Below are 19,968 nucleotides of genomic sequence, written 5' to 3' on the forward strand. Positions count from 1 at the left end.
ATAAAGTGAACGGAATGACCGCCAGAGCCGTATGTTCCCCCTCACCCCAGCCCTCTCCCTCAAGGGAGAGGGGGCCGTCTGTGCAGGCATTATTTTGTGGGGAACCCTCAGCCCCGTGGGAGAGGGTCAGGGTGAGGGCATCAGGCCGCACATACCCGGCGTTTACGCCGCACGCTCGTCCCTATTCGCCAGCACCTGCGGTGTATTAACCTCAATCCAGTCGGCCAGCGCAGCCACCTTCTCGCTCACCTCCAGCCCCATCGGCGTCAGGCTATACTCCACATGCGGCGGCACGACCGGATACGACACGCGATCGACAAACCCGTCATGCTCCAGCGCCTGTAAAGACTGAGCCAGCATTTTCTCGCTGACGCCGCCCATCTTGCGACGCAGATCGCTGAAGCGATGCGTCCCCTGACGTAACGCCACCAGGATCAGCACGCCCCAGCGGCTGGTTACGTGTTTGAGCACCTCCCGTGACGGGCACTGTTCCGCAAAGAGGTTGCCATCGCGCATTTGCTCGCTGAGCGTTGGTATTGTTGTTTTCATACTTACCTTTTTGTACGTACTTACTAAAAGTTAGTTATGGTGATAGTGTGCCACAACACCAGACAAACACGAAGGAGATTCATCATGATCGCGATTACCGGCGCAACCGGCCAGCTTGGCCAACACGTTATTGAAGAACTGCTGAAAACCGTTCCGGCCAGCCAGATCGTGGCTATTGTGCGTAACCCGGCGAAAGCCGAAGCGTTGCATCAGCAAGGGGTCGTTGTGCGTCAGGCGGATTACACCGATGAAGCCGCATTTACCACCGCGCTGAACGGCGTGGATAAACTGCTGCTCATCTCCTCCAGCGAAGTGGGCCAGCGCGCCGTACAGCACCAGAACGTGATAAACGCTGCCAAAGCCGCCGGGGTGAAATTCATCGCCTATACCAGCCTGCTGCATGCTGACAAATCCCCGCTGGGTCTGCACGTTGAGCACGTCGAAACCGAAAATGCCCTGGCGGCCTCCGGCGTGCCTTACGCTCTGCTGCGCAACGGCTGGTACACCGAAAACTACCTGGCAAGCGCGCCGCCAGCGCTGGAACACGGCGTATTTATGGGGGCCGCAGGCGAAGGCAAAATTGCCTCTGCGACACGTGCGGATTACGCGGCGGCGGCAGCGAAAGTGATTTCTGAAGAGGGTCATGCCGGCAAGGTGTATGAACTGGCGGGTGATAATGCCTGGACGCTGAGCGAACTGGCTGCGGAACTGAGCAAGCAGAGCGGTAAGCCGGTAACGTATCAGAACCTCAGCGAAGCCGATTTCGCCGCTGCGCTGAAGGGCGTTGGTCTGCCTGCCGGGCTGGCGGAGATGCTGGCGGACTCCGACACCGGCGCGTCCAAAGGCGGCCTGTTCGACGACAGCCGTACCCTGAGCAAACTGATCGGCCGCCCAACCACATCACTGGCGGAAAGCGTCAAAGCCATCCTGTAGTTGTTAAAAATTGGTTATTTTTTGTGGCATCCCCTCGGGTCATCTCTGATAATGAAGCGATGACCCACAAGGAGGCTCACCGTGCAAGGCGTACCGGAACAGTTCACTGATGAGAGAGACAGCGCGCGCTTTCGCCATCTGGCGCAACTGCCCGGCCTGGAGCTTTATCACGCCCATATCTCCGACTACGCCTTTGAGCCTCACACTCATGAAGCCTTCGGTATCGGCACCATCGAAACCGGTGCCGAACGCTTCCGCTATCGCGGTACCCAGCATCTTGCCGCGGAAAAATCCGTCGTGACCATGAACCCGGACGAGATCCACACCGGGGAATCCGCAACCGTTGACGGCTGGCGCTACCGAATGGTCTACATCGAACCCGACCTGCTGGAAGAGGTCACCGGCCTGCGTCACTGGTGGTTTAATGACGTCACGCGCCACGACCCTTTGCGCTCGCAGCAGATTGGCCGGTTAATTTACGGCCTGTGGCACACCAACGATCCGCTGGCGCAGAAGGGGCTGCTACTGGATTTGATTCAGACTTTTCAGCCACTGGCCCATCATGCGCCGGTGGTGCAGGAGGCCGCGCACCGCTTCGAACGCGTTCGCGACTATCTGCACGACAACTATATGCGCTCGCTGACCCTGGACGAGCTGGCTAACGTTGTCTCGCTCAGCCCGTACCATTTTCAGCGCCAGTTCAAAGCCCATTTCCACGTTACGCCCCACCAGATGCTGATGGCCATCCGCCTGTGGCGCGCAAAAGCATTCCTCACCCACGGCATGCCTGCCGCCGAGGTGGCCGCCGCGACCGGGCTGACCGATCAGTCGCATTTAACCCGCGCCTTCACCCGTCGCTACGGCATCACGCCCGTGCGCTACCAGAAACAGGTTATGCCGCGCTAATGCGCAACCTCATACAATACGCGCGCGTTTTGCCCTCCTACACTGATCGCAAAGTGAATCAAGATGGATGGAAAAATGATTAGCGGCGTGTTGTATGCCCTGCTTGCGGGTTTGATGTGGGGGCTGATTTTTGTCGGCCCGCTGATTGTGCCGGAGTACCCGGCAATTTTGCAGTCGACCGGACGTTACCTGGCGCTGGGGCTGATTGCCGTGCCGCTGGCGTGGCTGGGGCGCGCGCGTCTGCGTCAGCTGGGCCGCAAGGACTGGCTCACCGCGCTGGCGCTGACCATGATGGGTAATCTGATCTACTACGTCTGTCTGGCGAGCGCCATTCAGCGCACCGGTGCGCCGGTGTCCACCATGATTATCGGCACGCTGCCGGTGGTCATCCCGGTTTTCGCGAACCTGCTTTACAGCCAGCGTGACGGCAAACTGGCGTGGTCAAAAATGGCGCCCGCTCTGGTCTGCATCGCTGTGGGGCTGGTGTGCGTGAATATTGCCGAGCTTCGCCACGGCCTTGAAAACTTCAGCTTGTGGCGTTACGGTTCAGGGATCTTTCTGGCGTTTATCTCGGTTGTCTGTTGGGCATGGTATGCCCTGCGCAATGCACGCTGGCTGCGGGAAAACCCGGATAAACATCCGATGATGTGGGCGACGGCGCAGGCGCTGGTCACCCTCCCTGTCTCGTTGCTGGGCTATGTGGGCGCGTGTGTCTGGCTGGGTAGCCAGCAACCGGCATTTACCCTGCCCTTCGGACCGCGCCCGTGGGTATTCGTCGGGTTAATGGTCGCCATTGCCGTGCTCTGTTCGTGGGTGGGCGCGCTGTGCTGGAACATTGCCAGCCAGAAGCTGCCGACGGTGATACTGGGGCCGCTGATTGTCTTTGAGACGCTGGCCGGGCTGCTCTATACCTTCCTGATGCGTCAGAGCGTGCCGCCGCTGCTAACGGCCTGCGGGATCGCGCTGCTGGTCGTTGGGGTGGTGATTGCGGTGAGAGCGAAGCCGGAAAAACCGATGGTCGTTCCGGCGTCGGAGGGGTGAGCATTGCCCAGCGGCGCTTCGCTTGCAGGGCCTACAAAACCGTAGGCCGGGTAAGCGAAGCGCCACCCGGCACAGTATCAGAACGTTTCCCAGTTCGCTTCAGACGCCGCCGCGACGGGCTGCGCTTTAGGTGCATAGGTCTTTACCGGCGCGGCTTTCACCGCCTGGTTGCGGGTGATCTTAAACACCGCCACCGCGTCGTTCAGGCGTGCAGCCTGATCTTCCAGCGCCGCCGCTGCCGCCGCAGACTCTTCCACCAGCGAGGCGTTCTGCTGGGTGACGCGATCCATCTCCGCCACCGCCTGACCCACCTGGTCGATACCGCGGCTCTGTTCGTCGGAGGCCGACGCAATCTCACCCATGATGTCCGTCACGCGCGTAACCGCATTGACGATCTCCGCCATCGTCGCGCCCGCTTCATTTACCAGCTGAGAACCCGCGTTGACGCGTTCGCCGGAATCATCGATCAGCGCTTTGATCTCTTTCGCCGCCTGCGCGCTGCGCTGGGCAAGGGTACGCACCTCGCCCGCGACAACCGCGAAGCCACGTCCCTGCTCGCCCGCGCGCGCCGCTTCTACCGCCGCGTTCAGCGCCAGAATATTGGTCTGGAAAGCAATGCCGTCGATCACGTTAGTAATTTGCGCGATTTTGCTGGAACTGGTGGCGATTTCGTCCATGGTGCGCACAACGCCCTCGACCACGTTACCGCCCTTCTTCGCGGTGGAGGAGGCGTCCAGCGCCAGACGCGACGCCTGACGCGCGTTATCGGCGTTTTGCTTCACGGTGGCGGTTAACTGTTCCATGCTGGCTGCCGTCTCTTCCAGAGAAGCGGCCTGTTGCTCGGTACGGGAGGAGAGATCGTTACTGCCCGCCGAGATTTCACCCGCGCCGGTGTAGATGGTATCTGCGCCTTCACGCACCACGCCCACCGTGTTGGCCAGCGCAGTCTGCATCTCCTGAACGTTGCGCGCCAGGGTCGCCATTTCATTTTTACCCTCAGCCTGAATCGGCTGGGTTAAATCCCCTGCGGCAATGGCGCGGATATGGTTGATCACCTCTTCCAGCGGCAGCAGCAGCACGCGGCGCATCGCAACCCAGCTGGAAATAATCACCGCGATCACCAGCAGCATCACCGCAGAGAGGATCCACAGAATGCGTTTGTAGTCGCTTTCATTGTCCCGGATCCCTTTGGCGGTCAGCGCGGCCTGCGCCTCACGCCACTCGCGATAAACCTTTTGCATCGCGGTCTGCTTCTGTTCGGCATTTTGTTTGAACATATCTTCCAGATTGCCCTGCCCCAGCAGAACGTTCATTTGCGTCAGCGTGGCGGAGTAGACGCGGTACTGCTCTTCCAGACGATCGGCCAGGTGCTCGTCCATACCCGGCGTTTCCGGCAGCGCGTAGTATTTATCGTAATGGGTCTGGGCATCGGCCAGCAGGTTTTTCGCGGTATTGACCAGCTCGTTCAGCTGCCCGCCGTTAATCTGCGACGCCATGCTGCTTTGCAGGCGCAGCATGCCGCGGTTGAGGGTGACGCGCGCCTGGTTCAGGCTGATCCAGGCGTCGGTAAACTCCGCGACGTTCTGGCTGGAAAGCTGAGAAACGGTGAAGTTCTCTTTATCGTTATTGAGCGCATTAATGAAAATGCCAGCGGAGATCAGCTGCATGATGCCGAGCACAAGCAGCACCGAAATCAAAAGAGTAATGACTTTTATACGTTTAAACATGCGTTGCCTTTTTTATATACAGGTATTGTCTGACCTGTATCTATCGGCACGCGCGGCAGGTTGTTTACTGTTTCTCCACCTTTAAAAACTTTCGAAAGCCCTTTTCTGCATTCAATCAGCAAGTTAAAAGCACGATTTTTTTGTGATCGCCTTCTCATTTTCACCCTTGCCTCTAAAGGATTATAGTATCCACTTAAAGATGCATTTAAAATGCATCTTATATTCCTGATAATGAGGTAACTGCTATGGCCTTCCGCGACCAACCCTTAGGCGAGCTGGCGCTCTCCATCCCTCGCGCTTCTGCGCTGTTCCGTAAATACGATATGGATTACTGCTGCGGTGGTAAGCAAACGCTGGCGCGCGCAGCGTCGCGTAAAGAGCTGGATGTGGAGGCTATCGAAGCGGAGCTGGCTCAGCTGGCTGAACAGCCTGTCGACAAAGACTGGCGCACCGCGCCGCTGGCTGAAATCATCGACCATATCATTGTGCGTTACCACGATCGTCACCGCGAGCAGCTGCCGGAGCTGATTTTACAGGCGACCAAAGTTGAACGCGTTCATGCCGATAAACCTTCCGTACCGCGCGGCCTGGCGAAATATCTGACCATGCTGCACGAAGAACTTTCCAGCCACATGATGAAAGAGGAGCAGATCCTCTTCCCGATGATCAAACAGGGCATGGGCAGCCAGGCAATGGGGCCCATCAGCGTGATGGAAAGCGAACATGATGACGCCGGCGAACTGCTGGAAGTGATCAAACACACCACCGACAACGTCACACCGCCGCCAGAGGCGTGCACCACCTGGAAAGCCATGTACAACGGCATTAACGAGATGATTGACGATCTGATGGAACACATCAGTCTTGAGAATAACGTTCTGTTCCCGCGTGCATTATCGGGTAAATAAAAAAGCCCGGTGGCGCTAGCGCTTACCGGGCCTATAACATCCGCGAACGTAGGCCGGGTAAGCGTCAGCGCCACCCGGCAACACGCTTAGCGCATGCCCGCCATACGTTTCTTACCGATAAACAGCCAGCCCAGCCCCAGCGCGATAAACCACAGCGGCGTGACGATCAGCGCCTGCCGGGTATCTTCTTCCAGCGTCAGCAGCACCAGCACGAAGACGAAGAACGCCATGCACACCCAGCACATCAGCTTGCCCAGCGGCATCTTGTAGATCGACTTCTCATGCAGGTGTGGACGCTGCTTGCGGTACACCAGGTACGAGCAGAGGATGATGGTCCAGACGAACATAAACAGGATCGCCGACACCGTAGTGATCATGGTGAACGCGCCGATTACGCTCGGGTTGACGTAGAGCATCACCACACCACCCAGCAGACAGATGCAGGAGAAGGTCAGCCCTTTCGCCGGTACCGCGCGTTTAGACAGTTTGGCAAAGGCGCCCGGAGCAACGCCCTCCTGCGCCAGACCGAACAGCATACGGCTGGTGGAGAAGACGCCGCTGTTCGCGGAAGAGGCCGCAGAGGTCAGCACCACGAAGTTAATCAGGCTCGCGGCAGCAGGCAGCCCCACCAGCACGAACAGCTCGACGAACGGGCTCTTGGTTGGCACCACCGAGCTCCATGGCGTCACGGACATAATGACGATCAGCGCGAACACGTAGAACATGATGATACGCAGCGGAATGGAGTTGATCGCGCGCGGCAGGGATTTCTCCGGATCTTTGGTTTCCGCCGCCGTGGTGCCCACCAGCTCAATCCCGACAAACGCAAACACCGCAATCTGGAAGCCGGCAAAGAAGCCGCTGATGCCTTTAGGGAACCAGCCGCCGTCATTCCACAGATGGGCAAACGAGGCCTGTACGCCGGTTGGCGACTGGAAGTGCGTCAGCACCATCACCAGCCCGACGACAATCAGCGCGATGATGGCGACAATTTTGATCATCGCGAACCAGAACTCCATCTCACCGAACATTTTAACGGTGGCGAGGTTCAGGCTCAGCAGCAGAACAATCACCGCCAGCGAAGCCACCCAGTCCGACAGGCCGGGGAACCAGAATTGGGCGTAGGCCGTAATAGCGACAACATCCGCCATGCCGGTAACCACCCAGCAGAACCAGTAGGTCCAGCCGGTAAAATAGCCCGCCCACGGGCCGAGCAGGTCTGACGCGAAGTCGCTGAAGGATTTGTATTCGAGATTCGAGAGCAGCAATTCACCCATTGCACGCATCACGAAAAAGAGCATAAAACCGATGATCATATAAACGAAGATGATCGACGGGCCGGCAAGACTGATGGTTTTGCCCGAGCCCATAAACAGCCCAGTGCCGATGGCTCCACCAATGGCAATAAGCTGAATGTGACGGTTCGTGAGATTTCGCCGTAGCGACTGTTCAGACGTCGCCTCTTCTGCGGCGGCGACTTTGACCTGATCTACCATGTGATATTTTCCTGTTTATGCCTGTCTGTGTTGTTAAGGCTCTTCTGGCCTTTATATACGCCAAATAAATGACGGACCCTGTGTAAGGACTAATCGATAGTAGGTAAGAATCGGCGGGATGAATACTATGATTTGAATATTATGTTAATAATATGTTGAAAGTGAGTGTCATATCACTCATACAGCGCGAAACAGCTCACAAAAATACACGTAACAGTTTCGTTTGCAATACAAAATGTTGATTTCGTCGTAACTCCGGGTTTTATCGCTATTTTCCTCTCCCCGATCGGAGAGAGGAAAATAAGAAAAACCGATTACAGGATTTCCAGCAGCTCGACTTCAAACACCAGGGTGCTGAATGGCGGAATGGACGCGCCAGCGCCACGCTCGCCGTAAGCCAGGTTGTGCGGGATAGTGAGTTCCCATTTGGAACCTACTGGCATCAGGGTCAGGGCTTCGATCCAGCCTGCGATAACGCCGTTGACCGGGAATTCAGCCGGTTCGCCACGCGCGACGGAGCTGTCGAACACGGTACCGTCGATCAGCTTACCGGTGTAGTGTACGCGAACGTGGTCGGTACGCGCCGGGATTGCGCCATCACCCTGATTGATTACGCGGAACTGCAAGCCGGACTCGGTGCTGTTCACGCCTTCACGCTCACGGTTCTCTTCCAGATATTTCACGCCTTCTGCCGCCATCTCTTCGAAACGCGCGCGACGTACGGCGTCAGCACGTTCGTGGATTTCACGCAGCGCACGGTGCACAACGTCAACCGGCACAGCGGGCTGCTTGCCTTCCAGCGCGTCAGCGATACCCGCCACCAGCGCTTCCGGTAACAGACCTTCCAGGCCGGATTCGCTCAGCTGCTGTCCTACCTGCAAGCCGATGCCGTAGCTTGCCTGCGCTTCGATAGTGTCAAAAGTCGGGGTGGTCATGGGTTTTCCTTCCATCACATTTAAAGTAGCGGGCAGCATATCAGCCATGCCCTTATGGGTAAAACTTTGTCTTAAGTAAAGGTGACAAACTGCGACGAAACGGAAACAATAGTAGCCGTCAGGATTTTCCCTAATATATGTCACGAAAGCTGGCTTTGTTACGCCCATCAGGCAGTTAGCAAACTACACTTCTCAGGACAGGATAAAAAGACGCGGAGCAGGAGGAGAGCCATGCCCGGGCGATTTGAACTGAAACCTACCCTGGCGAAAATCTGGCATGCGCCGGATAACTTTCGCATCATGGACCCGCTGCCGCCTTTGCACCGCAGAGGCATTATTATCGGCGCGTTGCTGATCGTCATCGGCTTCCTGCTTCCTTCCGGCAGTGACAACGTTGATACCGCGCCGGTCAGCCGGAATGCTGAGCTGGATATCCAGTCGCAAAGCCAGCCGCAGCCTGATTCACAGCCGATGCAGACGCAGCTGGTCACACCGTCTAACGATCCGGGCCAGGTTGCGCCGGTTGAACCTGAACCGGTTCAGGAAGATCAGGAGCAGGCCGCCGCCCCTTCAGAGCCACAGGCGCAACAGCCCACCGGCATTGAGCAGCAGTGGCGTTCGTATCGCGTAGAGCCTGGGAAAACTCTTGCCCAGCTGTTCCGCGACCACAATCTGCCAGCAACGGATGTGTATGCCATGGCGCAAGTCGAGGGGGCAGGCAAACCGCTCAGCAACCTGCAAAATGGTCAGATGGTGCAGATCCGCCAGAATGCCAGCGGGGTGGTGACCGGGTTAACGATCGATACCGGAAACGGGCAGCAGGTACTGTTTACCCGCCAGCCGGACGGCAGTTTCATCAGAGCACGTTAATGGCCCAGGCCGGGTAAGGCGATGCCGCCACCCGGCACTTTTGCTCTCAGGCACGCCGTTTATTCACCCACCAGATCCCCGAGCAGACCAGCACCAGCGCAATCGCGTATTTGATGTCCAGAATGTTTTCGCCGAGGAAGATGGCGGAGAGCACCGTCCCTGCTACAGGTATGACAAAGTTGAACGGGGCAATCATACTCACGCGGTTTACTTTCAGCAGCGCGCTCCACAGGGCGAACGCCACGGATGAGAGCAGCGTCAGATACCCCAGCACGGCGACGGCTTTCATGCTGTGCACCTCCAGCGTCCCGCCCGTGGCATAGCCTCCCGCAACCAGTGCCGCCCCGCCTATCCCCAGCTGCCAGCCAGTCATCACCGTCGGGTCAACGGTCTGGGAAATGCGTTTCCCGTAAAGCGTGGCCGCAGAGAGAATAAAGGCGGCCAGCACCACAAATCCGTCACCTTTCCAGACAAACTGGAACTCACTTAACCCGCTGTGGAAGTTCACCAGCATCACCCCGGCAAAGCCCAGAACACATCCCAGCGTTTTGTTATAGCTGAGTTTGTCGTTGTGGTAGATAAAGTGCGCCAGCAGCACGCTGAAGAAGGTCCCGGTGGCATTCATGATGGAGCCGTTCACCCCGGTCGTGTAGGCCAGGCCGATATAAAAGAAGGTGTACTGGAGGGAGGTCTGGGTCAGTCCGAGGATCGTGAGCTGGCCAAACTGCGTGGGCGTGAGCCTGCCAATCGGTTTTCGCTGGGCCAGGGCAAAAAGCAGCAGCAACGCGCCGGCAAACAGAAAACGGTATCCGGCAAAGACGACTTTGGAGGGGATATCATCGGTCGCGATCTGAAAGAGTTCGTAGCCACTTTTAATGGCCGGGTACGAGCTTCCCCAAAGCAGACAGCAGAGCGTGGCGCAGGCATAGGCCACATTTCGACGGGCAAAGACGGGCGTGGGCAGAGCAGTATCCATGACAAATCTCATAAATAAAATTGCGTTTCAATTTATTATCAGAGAATGCGTCAGGAATAGCGACCTTACAAGAGCAAAAGATGACGCAGGGTCACGCTAAAAAGCAAAACGCCGGCACAAGGCCGGCGCTTCGACGCGAGCAGAGTAAAAAATTACTCAGCTACTACGTTAACAACCAGTTTAGCGAACACTTCGCTGTGAACCTGGAAGTCAACTTCGTGCTCACCAGTGGTACGCAGAACGCCGTTCGGCATACGAACTTCGCTCTTAGCCACTTTAACGCCTGCCGCAGTTACTGCATCAGCGATATCGCGGGTACCGATGGAACCGAACAGTTTACCTTCGTCGCCAGCTTTAGACGCGATAGTAACGGTGCCCAGTGCGTTGATTGCTTCAGCGCGAGCGTTAGCAGCCGCCAGAACGTCAGCCAGTTTGGCTTCCAGTTCAGCACGACGTGCTTCGAAAAACTCTACGTTTTTCTTAGTAGCTGGAACAGCTTTACCCTGTGGAACCAGGAAGTTACGAGCGTAACCCGCTTTAACGTTTACCTGATCACCCAGGCTGCCCAGGTTTGCTACTTTATCAAGCAGAATAACTTGCATTACCTTATCCTCTTAAAGTCGTATTAATGGACCGTGCCCGATTACTGATGACGATCAGTGTACGGCAGCAGAGACAGGTAGCGAGCGCGTTTGATAGCGCGAGCCAGCTGACGCTGATATTTTGCACGAGTACCGGTGATACGGCTTGGGACAATCTTACCGCTTTCGGTGATGTAGTTTTTCAGCGTTGCGATATCTTTATAGTCGATCTCTTGAACGCCTTCCGCGGTGAAACGGCAGAACTTGCGACGACGGAAATAACGTGCCATATGGCTAGTCTCCAGAATCTATCAAATCAATCTGCTCGGCATGCAGAACCATTTTGCTCAGGCCGTTCTTTGCCTTGTGGCAAGAAATGAACCCCTGAACGATTACTGCGCTACCGACCGTTAAACTGTGAGTAATGGCCTGGTTTTCGTGTCCGCTAATTATTACGGGCATTTGGCACCACGCCTGCCGGTGAAACCCGGCTTCCTCTTGCACAGAACGATGCTCAAGCACGAACTGGCAATGCGGAATTCCTGATGGGCTGACCTTTCGAAGGGGGGTCCTGCACACGGTGCCGGACAACACCAGACGGTTGGTCATCAGAAATTACTCTTCAGAATCCCCAGCATCAGAATCATCTGCGGTTTCGTTTGCGAAATCATCGCGACGCTCACGGCGCTCGTCTTTCGCTTTAACCATCGGAGATGCTTCGGTCACTGCGTGTTTGGTACGCATAACCATGCTGCGGATAACGGCATCGTTGAAGCGGAAGGTAGTTTCCAGCTCATCGATCACTTCCTGCGGAGCTTCAACGTTCATCAGAACGTAGTGTGCTTTGTGCAGTTTGTTGATCGGGTAAGCCAGCTGACGGCGGCCCCAGTCTTCCAGACGGTGGATCGTGCCTTCTGCACCAGTGATGGCAGCAGAGTAACGCTCGATCATGCCCGGAACCTGTTCGCTCTGGTCAGGGTGGACCATAAAAACGATTTCGTAATGACGCATCGAATTGCTCCTTACGGATTATTCAGCCTCCTGTCTGGGTCAGCCGAGGCCCGGGGAGGCAAGGAACGTGTTAAAGGTCGACTGAAAAATTGACGCGTCATAATACTTGCGCCCCCCAGGAAACTCAAGCTGATTGCACAAATAATTCGCACAAAGGGTAAAGCTGTTCTAAGTGGGTGATTTAAAATCGCACTCATCAGAAGCGCTGTTTTTTTGAACAACACCATCAGAAATGGTCACCCATCGCAATCCGGGTAGCGATTACACTTTAATCAGAGACACGGAACAGAGAAGGAGAACATTACCCCGTATCACAGCACGCAGTCGTGGAGCGCATATCATGAAAAGAATCGCAATCGCCATTTTGGCTGCGCTTTTGCTCAGTGCAAACGCGATGGCAGCCATCAGAATAGACAGCCAACAGGCCAGAAACATGGATGATGTGCAGAGCTTAGGCGTTATTTACATCAATCATAACTTCGCCACTGAAAGTGAAGCAGATCAGGCGCTTAATGAAGAAACCGATGCGCAGGGCGCAAAATACTATCACGTCATGCTGACACGTGAGCCCGGCAGCAACGGTAATATGCACGCCAGTGCAGATATTTACCAGTAACGCTTTATCGCTAGCACCAGGAAAGTCAACGAAAATCAAAGCCATATATAATTTGCCCCCTGCCCGGGGGCTTTTTTTATGAATGGCTCCGGAATACCACCGGTTACAACTGTTTCGGTATTCCAGAGCACTTATTCACTTCTGCCCGTAGTAAGCATTCGGGCCGTGCTTACGCATGAAATGCTTGTTCATCAGGTAATCATCAATGCCCTGAAGCTGTGGGTTAATGCCGCGCGCAATCCACGCCATTCTGGCCACCTCTTCCATCACCACCGCGTTATGCACGGCATCATGCGCATCTTTACCCCAGGAGAACGGACCATGCTGGTACACCACAATACCCGGCGTATGCAGTGGTTCCGTCTCACCCAGCGTTTCGATAATGACCCTGCCGGTGTTAAGTTCGTACTCGCCTTCGACCTCAGCCTGCGTTAACGCTCGCGTGCAGGGAATATCGCCGAAGAAGTAATCTGCGTGCGTCGTACCCAAAGCAGGGATCGCCAGCCCGGCCTGTGCCCAGGCGGTGGCGTGCGTGGAATGGGTATGCACAACGCCACCCAGAGACGGGTAACGCTGATACAGCGCCAGGTGGGTTGCCGTATCTGAAGAAGGGCGCCATTTGCCTTCAACGACGTGTCCTTCCAGGTCAACCACCACCATATCGTCCGCTTTCATGGCGTCATAGGCCACGCCGCTCGGCTTAATCACCACTAGCCCCTGCTCGCGATCGATGGCGCTTACGTTGCCCCAGGTAAACGTCACCAGTCCATAGCGCGGGAGATCCATATTGGCTTCAAAGACCTGCTGTTTCAGCTTAAGCATGTTCCGCCTCCATCAGCCCTGCCCGCGCCATGCGCTCGCGCACCCAGTCCCGGGCTTTCGCCACTTCTGCCGCCGGGTCGTCCGCGGTTTCGCTCCACATCTCAATCAGGTAAGGCCCGCAATAACCTGTCTGTTTGAGCGTCTGGAAGCACCGTTCGAAATCCACCACCCCGGTGCCGAACGGTACGTTTTTAAACACGCCAGGACGGGTATCTTTAACGTGCACCGCCACGATATGCCCGATGCCCGCCTGAAGCTCCATCTGTACGTCGTTATCCCATGCCGACAGGTTGCCGATATCCGGATAAAGCTGGAACCAGGGGTTGTTCAGATAGTGCGCATAGCCCAGCGCCTTGCTGATGGAGTTCATCAACGGATAATCCATGATCTCCATCGCCAGCGTCACCTGCGCACGGCTTGCCATCTCAACGCTCTCTTTCAGGCCCTCCCGGAAACGACGGCGCGTTTCATCGTTGGCTTCCTGATAGTAAACATCATAACCCGCCAGTTGGATCACGCGGATGCCGACATCCTGTGCAAAGCGAATGGCTTTACGCATGATCTCCAGCCCTTCGGCGCGTACGGCATCATCTTCGCTGCCAAGCGGAAAACGACGATGAGCGCTCAGGCACATGGATGGCACGCGCACGCCGGTTTCGGCAATGGCGCTCACCAGCGCCAGACGCTGCTCGCGGCACCAGTCCAGGCGAGAAAGACGCTCGTCCGTCTCATCCACAGACATTTCGACAAAATCGAAACCCAGCTGCTTCGCCAGCTGTAACCGCTCCAGCCAGCACTCCCTCGCAGGGAGTGCCTTTTCATAGATGCCAAGCGGGACCTGTTTTGACAACATACCCGCTCCTTAACCCCAAAGCTGAGCGATTGAGCGTTTGAACTGACGCGCGGCTTCCACCGGAGACGCGGCATCGCGAATGCTACGACCGGCAATAAAGACGTGAATCGGGATACCCTGGAACAGCGGCAGATCCTCCAGCGCCAGGCCACCGGTGACGGTCACTTTGAAGCCCATATCGGCCAGACGTTTGATCGCGCTGATATCGGCTTCGCCCCACGCCACGCCTGCGGCCTGCGCATCACGGCTACGGTGATAAACCACCTGCTGGATACCCGCTTCGCGCCACTCCTGCGCCTGCTCCCAGGTCCAGAAACCAGTCAGTTCAATCTGCACGTCGCCGTTGAACTCTTTCGCCACGTCCAGCGCGCCTTTCGCGGTGTTGATATCCGCACAGCAGATCACGGTGACCCAGTCGGCATTGGCTTCAAAGCACATGCGAGAGAGGATTTTGCCCGCGTCGGCGATTTTGGCATCCGCCAGCACGATTTTATGCGGATAGAGCGCCTTCAGGTCACGAACCGCACGAACGCCTTCGCCCACGCACAGAATGGTGCCGACTTCGATGATGTCCACTTCTTCCGCAATCAGACGGGTGGTTTCGTAAGCATGAGACAGAGTCTGGTTATCCAGCGCGACCTGCAACATTGGTAATGACATTTTCAATTCCTCTTAAACGGCCGCCGCAGTGGCGTTATCAATTAAATCCAGCACGTCCTGCGCGGTACAACAGGCGCGTAAACGTTCAAAATTAGCTTCATCATCAAACAGATTGACGATCTGCATGATCCCCACCTCCTGGTGGGTGTTGGCATCGACAGCCGCCATGGTGATCAAAATGTCGACCGGGTCGTTATCTTCGTGGTTGAACACCAGTGGTTTTTTCAACGTCACCAGCGCAAAACCGGTTTTCTTGACGCCCTCTTCGGGACGGCCATGCGGCATTGCCAGCCCCGGGGCAATCACAAAATAGGGTCCAAACTGCGCCACGCCATCCAGAATGGCCTGGTAATAATGCGGCTCGACAACGTCCGCCTTAACCAGCAGGTCCACGCCCAGCTTCACCGCTTCCTGCCAGGTGCTGGCTTCGGCCTGTAAAAGGATGGAGTTATTCTCTGCCAGCGAATCACGTAGTTTCATGTGGCATCCTTACTTCACGTCTTGTGGGAAGTGTTCTTTGATCACTTCCAGCAGCTTTGGTCCGAAATCCGCAGGCGACAGCATGTTGCGTACGCCTACCACGTATTTGTTGCCCGACACGCTAATCTCGCCGGCAATGTGCGTTGAGGCGATGATGATGTCCGCGCCGTTCAGTTCACTTTTGTATTCACCCACTGCGCAGCTGTTCACCGTGTGGTCAATGTTTGACTGGGTTAAAAACTGGTCCACTTTCATCTTCATGATCATGGAGCTACCTTGCCCATTGCCACACACAGCCAGGATACGTACGGTCATAATCGAAACTCCTTAATGAGCAGACACTTCTGCTGTTTGTTTTTCTGCATCTTCTTCAGCCCGCAGCGAACGGCCAGCGAAGAACATATAAGCCAGGGCAATCAGGATGATGACGGCCATAAAGACCAGCCCGACGGACGCAAAGCCCTGCATCATCGGCGGCGCCAGAATTGACCAGTCCGCCATGCCCATCCAGGCGCTCATGCCGGTGAGCTTGACCGCCCACACGCACCCGAAGATTTCAATCATGCCCATCACCAGGCAGATCTTGAGCGCTGCGCGCCATCCGCCGAAGTGGTTAGCAAATACGCCAATAGTGGCGTTGGAGAAGAACATCGGGATAAAGCCAGGAATAATCAGGATTGAGGAGCCACAGCCCACCAGGATGCCGACCGCAATCAGCTGGCCGATGGTGCCCCACATAAAGCCCCAGACGACGGCGTTTGGCGCAAAGCTATAGATAGCCGCACAGTCAATCGCCAGCACCGCGCCAGGGATCAGGCGCTGGGAGATGCCGTTAAACGCTTCCGACAGTTCAGCGACGAACATACGCACGCCCTGGGTGATGATGAAAATGGCCACCGCGAAGGAGAAACCGGTTTGCAGGATATAGACCGTCCAGTGGGTTTTACCCGCCATCGCCTGCACCACGTCAATGCCAAAGGAGAGCAGGATGGCACCGAAGAAGATGGTCATCACAATTGCCGTGGAGACGATGTTGTCGTGGAAGATATTCAGCCAGCCTGGCAATTTGAGATCTTCAACACTCTCCTCTTTTTTGCCCAGGTACGGCGCAACTTTGTAAGCAATCCAGGAGGCGAACTGCTGCTGGTGACCGATGGAGAAGCCGCAGCCGTCCGTAACGTCCTGCGTTGGCTTATACATCATGTTGGAGGTGATACCCCAGTAAAGCGAGACCAGTATTGCCGTGCAGATGACGGTGGTCCACATTGGGTAGCCGAAGATATAGAGAGAAACCGCAATCAGCCCCGCCTGCTGGAACATGATGTGCCCGGTGAGCATGATGGTGCGAATACCGGTGATGCGGCGCAGGAGCACGTAAATGATGTTCAGCGCCAGCGCGAGCAGTACCGCATACCCAACCCAGCTGTACGCATCCCCCATACGATCGATGGTGGCCATCATGGACGCGTAAGTGTCAGAGATGGCGCCGTTAATGCCGTACACCTCTGACATTTTGGCAACAACCGGCTTAAACGTGCTGGTAAGAATGCCAGACCCCGCCTGCAACAGCATAAAACCAATGATGGTTTTGATGGTGCCTTTGATAATCACGCTGACGCTTTTGCGCAGCAGGATGTACCCCAGGCACGTCACGATACCCAGCAACAGCGGGGCGTTGGTCATTACCTGATTAAAGAACACGGTAAAGACGTTGTAGAGGATCTCCATAACTCTCTCCAGAAAATGAGAACACGAGGGGCAATCCCTGTGTGGTTGGTGTCATCACTCTATTAATCACAAATAATCATCACAAGATTGCATTTGATTATTTGTGACGGATCACGCAATTTATTTCCATGGTATTAGTAATGATTTTCACTACCAATCCAACCAAATAAATAAATTCTTAAATTTCAATACATTAATCATTTATAACGGTTATCTTAACAACGTCATGAAGTTTTTTCTGTGAGGTGGCGAGGGGAATTTTCCGCAAATCAGCCATTGCAAATCGATTAAAACAGTGCCAGCATTAATCACAACAAGTCACATAGTGATTACTTTTGATTAAAACCAGGAGTCAAACGATGAGTAAAGTGAAAACCATCACCCGTGAATCATGGATTCTGAGTACCTTTCCGGAGTGGGGTAGCTGGCTGAACGAAGAGATCGAGCAGGAACAGGTTGCTCCTGGCACATTTGCGATGTGGTGGCTGGGCTGCACCGGGATCTGGCTGAAATCAGAAGGCGGCGCCAACATTTGTGTTGATTTCTGGTGCGGCACCGGCAAACAGAGCCACGGCAATCCACTGATGAAAAAAGGCCACCAGATGCAGCGTATGGCCGGCGTTGAAAAGCTCCAGCCGAACCTGCGCACCACGCCTTTCGTGCTGGATCCTTTTGCCATTCGTCAGATCGACGCCGTACTCTCTACCCACGATCACAACGATCATATCGACGTGAACGTGGCGGCAGCGGTAATGCAAAACTGCGCGGACGACGTACCGTTTATTGGGCCGCAGACCTGCGTGGATTTGTGGATTGGCTGGGGCGTGCCAAAAGAGCGCTGCATCGTGATGAAGCCGGGCGACGTAGTGAAAATCAAAGACATTGAAATTCACGCGCTGGATGCCTTTGACCGTACCGCGCTGATCACCCTGCCTGCCGACCAGAAAGCCGCAGGCGTACTGCCAGACGGGATGGATGAGCGCGCGGTGAACTACCTGTTCAAAACGCCTGGCGGTTCCCTGTATCACAGCGGTGACTCCCACTACTCCAACTATTACGCGAAGCACGGTAACGAGCATCAGATTGACGTGGCGCTTGGCTCTTACGGTGAAAACCCGCGCGGGATCACCGACAAAATGACCAGCGCAGACATGCTGCGTATGGCCGAAGCGCTGAACACCAAAGTGGTGATCCCGTTCCACCACGATATCTGGTCAAACTTCCAGGCCGATCCGCAAGAGATCCGCGTCCTGTGGGAGATGAAAAAAGACCGCCTCAAGTATGGCTTCAAGCCGTTCATCTGGCAGGTTGGCGGCAAGTTCACCTGGCCGCTGGATAAAGACAATCTTGAGTACCACTACCCGCGTGGTTTCGATGATTGCTTTACGATTGAACCCGATCTGCCGTTCAAATCCTTCCTCTGATTCTGAGGCCCAATCGCCAGACCTTGCGTCTGGCGATGTCATATTTATCTTAGTAATTTCACGCTATTTCAAATATCATCTTTTCAAATCAATTCTTATCGGAATAGCTCATGACGGAAGCGCAACGGCATCAAATTTTACTGGAACTCCTGGCGCAAACAGGGTTTATCACCGTCGAGAAAGTGATCGAACGTTTAGGGATCTCCCCCGCTACCGCGCGGCGGGACATTAACAAGCTGGATGAGAGCGGCAAGCTGAAAAAAGTCCGCAACGGCGCAGAGGCCATCAGCCAGCAGCGTCCACGCTGGACGCCGATGAACATCCACCAGGCGCAGAATCACGATGAAAAGATGCGGATTGCCAGAGCGGCATCACAGCTGGTAAATCCTGGAGAAAGCGTGGTGATCAACTGCGGTTCGACGGCGTTTCTGCTGGGCCGTGAGATGTGCGGCAAGCCGGTGCAAATCATCACCAACTATTTGCCGCTGGCCAACTATCTCATTGACCAGGAACATGAAAGCGTGGTGATCATGGGCGGCCAGTATAACAAGAGCCAGTCCATCACCCTGAGCCCGCAGGACAGTGAAAACAGCCTCTACGCCGGGCACTGGATGTTTACCAGCGGCAAAGGTCTGACGGCGGATGGCCTGTATAAAACCGATATGCTCACCGCAATGGCAGAACAGAACATGCTTAACGTAGTGGGCAAACTGGTGGTGCTGGTCGACAGCAGCAAGGTCGGTGAACGCGCCGGCATGCTTTTCAGCCGCGCCGAGCAAATCAGCATGGTGATCACCGGCAAAAACGCCAACCCCGAGATCCTCAGCAAGCTGGAGGATCAGGGTGTCACAGTGCTGCGCGTTTAAAGGTGCTGACGGAAGAATTCCACGGTTGACTCCAGCGCGGCCGGGGTAATACGGTGCCGGACACCTGCTCCCCACAGGCAGGTCAGATTGCTGTCCAGCCCTTCACGCTGTAGCGCCTGTTGCAGGCGGAACGTTTCACCGGGAGGTACGACGTCATCGGCGTCCCCATGCCACAGCAGCAGCGGACGCTCGGCCAACTGCGAAAGCGCATGGCTTACGTCCCATTCAGACAACAGGGCCTCAATCTCCTGAGGGGCCTGCGGCGGGAACAGCGTCTTTGCCAGTGATGTAAAGTAGCCCGATCCCATCAGGCAAGCCACGGACGTCACCTCCGGATGCCTGGCCATGATCCCCAGCGCCGTCATTCCGCCCATTGATGCGCCTGCGACCGCCAGCCGTTTTCCCTCCACCAGCCCGGCCTGCAAGAGCGCGTCACGCAGCCCGGCGAACTCGGTCAGATTGCCGTGCAGCGTTTGCCAGAACAGCCCCAGCCGTGCCTGCTCATCGCCCGTAAAGCGTGCCCCATGATTTGGCGCATCAGGCATGACCACCCGGAAACCGGCCTGCGCCAGCGCGACGGCAAAAT

Annotated in this window: 24 protein-coding genes; 8 read left to right on the forward strand and 16 right to left on the reverse strand. The window is 55.9% G+C overall.

Annotated elements, in window-relative coordinates; translation table 11 throughout:
- Positions 1-162 precede the first annotated feature (162 nt).
- On the reverse strand, positions 163-549 hold the full coding sequence (locus IM290_RS06970; protein WP_058656231.1) for a helix-turn-helix domain-containing protein: 387 nt from the start codon (positions 547-549) through the stop codon (positions 163-165).
- A gap of 84 nt (positions 550-633) precedes the next feature.
- Here IM290_RS06970 and IM290_RS06975 point away from each other — a divergent pair, with 84 nt between their 5' ends.
- The 3 genes from IM290_RS06975 to IM290_RS06985 all read left to right on the forward strand — a co-directional run bounded on the left by IM290_RS06975 (position 634) and on the right by IM290_RS06985 (position 3,429).
- Positions 634-1,482, forward strand: a complete 849-nt coding sequence (locus IM290_RS06975) for an SDR family oxidoreductase (protein WP_193042260.1) — start codon at positions 634-636, stop codon at positions 1,480-1,482.
- Between the two features lie 81 nt (positions 1,483-1,563).
- Complete coding sequence (locus IM290_RS06980) at positions 1,564-2,388, forward strand: AraC family transcriptional regulator (protein WP_193042259.1); 825 nt, start codon at positions 1,564-1,566, stop codon at positions 2,386-2,388.
- 75 nt (positions 2,389-2,463) lie between these two features.
- Positions 2,464-3,429 (forward strand): DMT family transporter, encoded by a 966-nt coding sequence (locus IM290_RS06985; protein ID WP_032646992.1) that lies wholly within the window; start codon positions 2,464-2,466, stop codon positions 3,427-3,429.
- Positions 3,430-3,506: 77 nt separating this feature from the next.
- On the opposite strand, the gene IM290_RS06990 is transcribed toward IM290_RS06985, so the two are convergent.
- Positions 3,507-5,156 (reverse strand): methyl-accepting chemotaxis protein, encoded by a 1,650-nt coding sequence (locus tag IM290_RS06990; protein ID WP_193042258.1) that lies wholly within the window; start codon positions 5,154-5,156, stop codon positions 3,507-3,509.
- Between the two features lie 245 nt (positions 5,157-5,401).
- Here IM290_RS06990 and ytfE point away from each other — a divergent pair, with 245 nt between their 5' ends.
- Complete coding sequence (gene ytfE / locus IM290_RS06995) at positions 5,402-6,064, forward strand: iron-sulfur cluster repair protein YtfE (protein ID WP_017383941.1); 663 nt, start codon at positions 5,402-5,404, stop codon at positions 6,062-6,064.
- Positions 6,065-6,150: 86 nt separating this feature from the next.
- Here the strand turns inward: ytfE and cycA are convergent, their stop codons facing one another.
- Both cycA and fklB read right to left on the reverse strand, forming a co-directional pair.
- Positions 6,151-7,560 carry a D-serine/D-alanine/glycine transporter gene (cycA, locus tag IM290_RS07000; RefSeq protein WP_045342475.1) on the reverse strand — a complete coding sequence of 470 codons (1,410 nt, stop codon included), beginning with the start codon at positions 7,558-7,560 and terminating at the stop codon, positions 6,151-6,153.
- A gap of 314 nt (positions 7,561-7,874) precedes the next feature.
- The gene (gene fklB / locus IM290_RS07005) at positions 7,875-8,495 is read right to left on the reverse strand and encodes an FKBP-type peptidyl-prolyl cis-trans isomerase (RefSeq protein ID WP_008502892.1); all 621 of its coding nucleotides are present in this window, start codon (positions 8,493-8,495) and stop codon (positions 7,875-7,877) included.
- A gap of 231 nt (positions 8,496-8,726) precedes the next feature.
- Between fklB and IM290_RS07010 the strand changes: the two genes are divergently transcribed.
- Positions 8,727-9,365, forward strand: a complete 639-nt coding sequence (locus tag IM290_RS07010; protein ID WP_015572481.1) for an OapA family protein — start codon at positions 8,727-8,729, stop codon at positions 9,363-9,365.
- 46 nt (positions 9,366-9,411) lie between these two features.
- Here IM290_RS07010 and IM290_RS07015 read toward each other — a convergent pair whose 3' ends face one another.
- From IM290_RS07015 to rpsF, 5 genes are all read right to left on the reverse strand, one after another.
- Positions 9,412-10,341 carry a DMT family transporter gene (locus IM290_RS07015; protein WP_017383942.1) on the reverse strand — a complete coding sequence of 310 codons (930 nt, stop codon included), beginning with the start codon at positions 10,339-10,341 and terminating at the stop codon, positions 9,412-9,414.
- A gap of 152 nt (positions 10,342-10,493) precedes the next feature.
- Entirely contained in the window at positions 10,494-10,943 is a 450-nt protein-coding gene (gene rplI, locus IM290_RS07020) for a 50S ribosomal protein L9 (RefSeq protein ID WP_006810372.1), read from the reverse strand.
- 41 nt (positions 10,944-10,984) lie between these two features.
- A complete protein-coding gene (rpsR, locus tag IM290_RS07025) occupies positions 10,985-11,212 on the reverse strand; it encodes a 30S ribosomal protein S18 (RefSeq protein ID WP_000135199.1) in 228 nt (75 codons plus the stop codon).
- Positions 11,213-11,216: 4 nt separating this feature from the next.
- Entirely contained in the window at positions 11,217-11,531 is a 315-nt protein-coding gene (priB, locus tag IM290_RS07030) for a primosomal replication protein N (RefSeq protein WP_003856035.1), read from the reverse strand.
- Positions 11,532-11,537: 6 nt separating this feature from the next.
- Positions 11,538-11,933 carry a 30S ribosomal protein S6 gene (gene rpsF / locus IM290_RS07035; protein ID WP_003856034.1) on the reverse strand — a complete coding sequence of 132 codons (396 nt, stop codon included), beginning with the start codon at positions 11,931-11,933 and terminating at the stop codon, positions 11,538-11,540.
- Positions 11,934-12,273: 340 nt separating this feature from the next.
- On the opposite strand from rpsF, the gene yjfY reads away from it, so the two are divergent.
- Complete coding sequence (gene yjfY / locus IM290_RS07040; protein ID WP_017383944.1) at positions 12,274-12,549, forward strand: DUF1471 family protein YjfY; 276 nt, start codon at positions 12,274-12,276, stop codon at positions 12,547-12,549.
- A 135-nt stretch (positions 12,550-12,684) separates the two neighbouring features.
- On the opposite strand, the gene IM290_RS07045 is transcribed toward yjfY, so the two are convergent.
- The 6 genes from IM290_RS07045 to ulaA are packed head-to-tail and all read right to left on the reverse strand — an operon-like array spanning position 12,685 to position 17,092.
- Positions 12,685-13,371, reverse strand: a complete 687-nt coding sequence (locus IM290_RS07045) for an L-ribulose-5-phosphate 4-epimerase (RefSeq protein ID WP_017383945.1) — start codon at positions 13,369-13,371, stop codon at positions 12,685-12,687.
- Positions 13,364-14,224: an L-ribulose-5-phosphate 3-epimerase gene (locus IM290_RS07050; protein WP_193042257.1), complete on the reverse strand. Its 861-nt coding sequence runs from the start codon at positions 14,222-14,224 to the stop codon at positions 13,364-13,366. Before IM290_RS07050 ends, IM290_RS07045 begins: the two co-directional genes overlap by 8 nt.
- Positions 14,225-14,233: 9 nt before the next feature.
- A complete protein-coding gene (gene ulaD / locus IM290_RS07055; RefSeq protein WP_017694667.1) occupies positions 14,234-14,884 on the reverse strand; it encodes a 3-keto-L-gulonate-6-phosphate decarboxylase UlaD in 651 nt (216 codons plus the stop codon).
- 12 nt (positions 14,885-14,896) lie between these two features.
- Positions 14,897-15,364: a PTS ascorbate transporter subunit IIA gene (gene ulaC, locus IM290_RS07060; RefSeq protein ID WP_193042256.1), complete on the reverse strand. Its 468-nt coding sequence runs from the start codon at positions 15,362-15,364 to the stop codon at positions 14,897-14,899.
- A gap of 9 nt (positions 15,365-15,373) precedes the next feature.
- Complete coding sequence (gene ulaB / locus IM290_RS07065) at positions 15,374-15,679, reverse strand: PTS ascorbate transporter subunit IIB (protein WP_003856022.1); 306 nt, start codon at positions 15,677-15,679, stop codon at positions 15,374-15,376.
- 12 nt (positions 15,680-15,691) lie between these two features.
- A complete protein-coding gene (ulaA, locus tag IM290_RS07070) occupies positions 15,692-17,092 on the reverse strand; it encodes a PTS ascorbate transporter subunit IIC (protein WP_017694669.1) in 1,401 nt (466 codons plus the stop codon).
- Positions 17,093-17,451: 359 nt separating this feature from the next.
- On the opposite strand from ulaA, the gene ulaG reads away from it, so the two are divergent.
- Positions 17,452-18,516: an L-ascorbate 6-phosphate lactonase gene (gene ulaG / locus IM290_RS07075; RefSeq protein ID WP_006810379.1), complete on the forward strand. Its 1,065-nt coding sequence runs from the start codon at positions 17,452-17,454 to the stop codon at positions 18,514-18,516.
- 110 nt (positions 18,517-18,626) lie between these two features.
- Positions 18,627-19,382 carry an HTH-type transcriptional regulator UlaR gene (ulaR, locus tag IM290_RS07080; protein ID WP_193042255.1) on the forward strand — a complete coding sequence of 252 codons (756 nt, stop codon included), beginning with the start codon at positions 18,627-18,629 and terminating at the stop codon, positions 19,380-19,382.
- On the opposite strand, the gene yjfP is transcribed toward ulaR, so the two are convergent.
- A partial coding sequence (gene yjfP, locus IM290_RS07085) for an esterase (protein ID WP_227009295.1) occupies positions 19,379-19,968 on the reverse strand: 590 nt, incomplete at its 5' end. The two genes, ulaR and yjfP, sit on opposite strands and share 4 nt — an antisense overlap.

The organism is Enterobacter cloacae complex sp. S1 (assembly GCF_014930525.1).
Lineage (GTDB): Bacteria > Pseudomonadota > Gammaproteobacteria > Enterobacterales > Enterobacteriaceae > Enterobacter > Enterobacter hormaechei_C.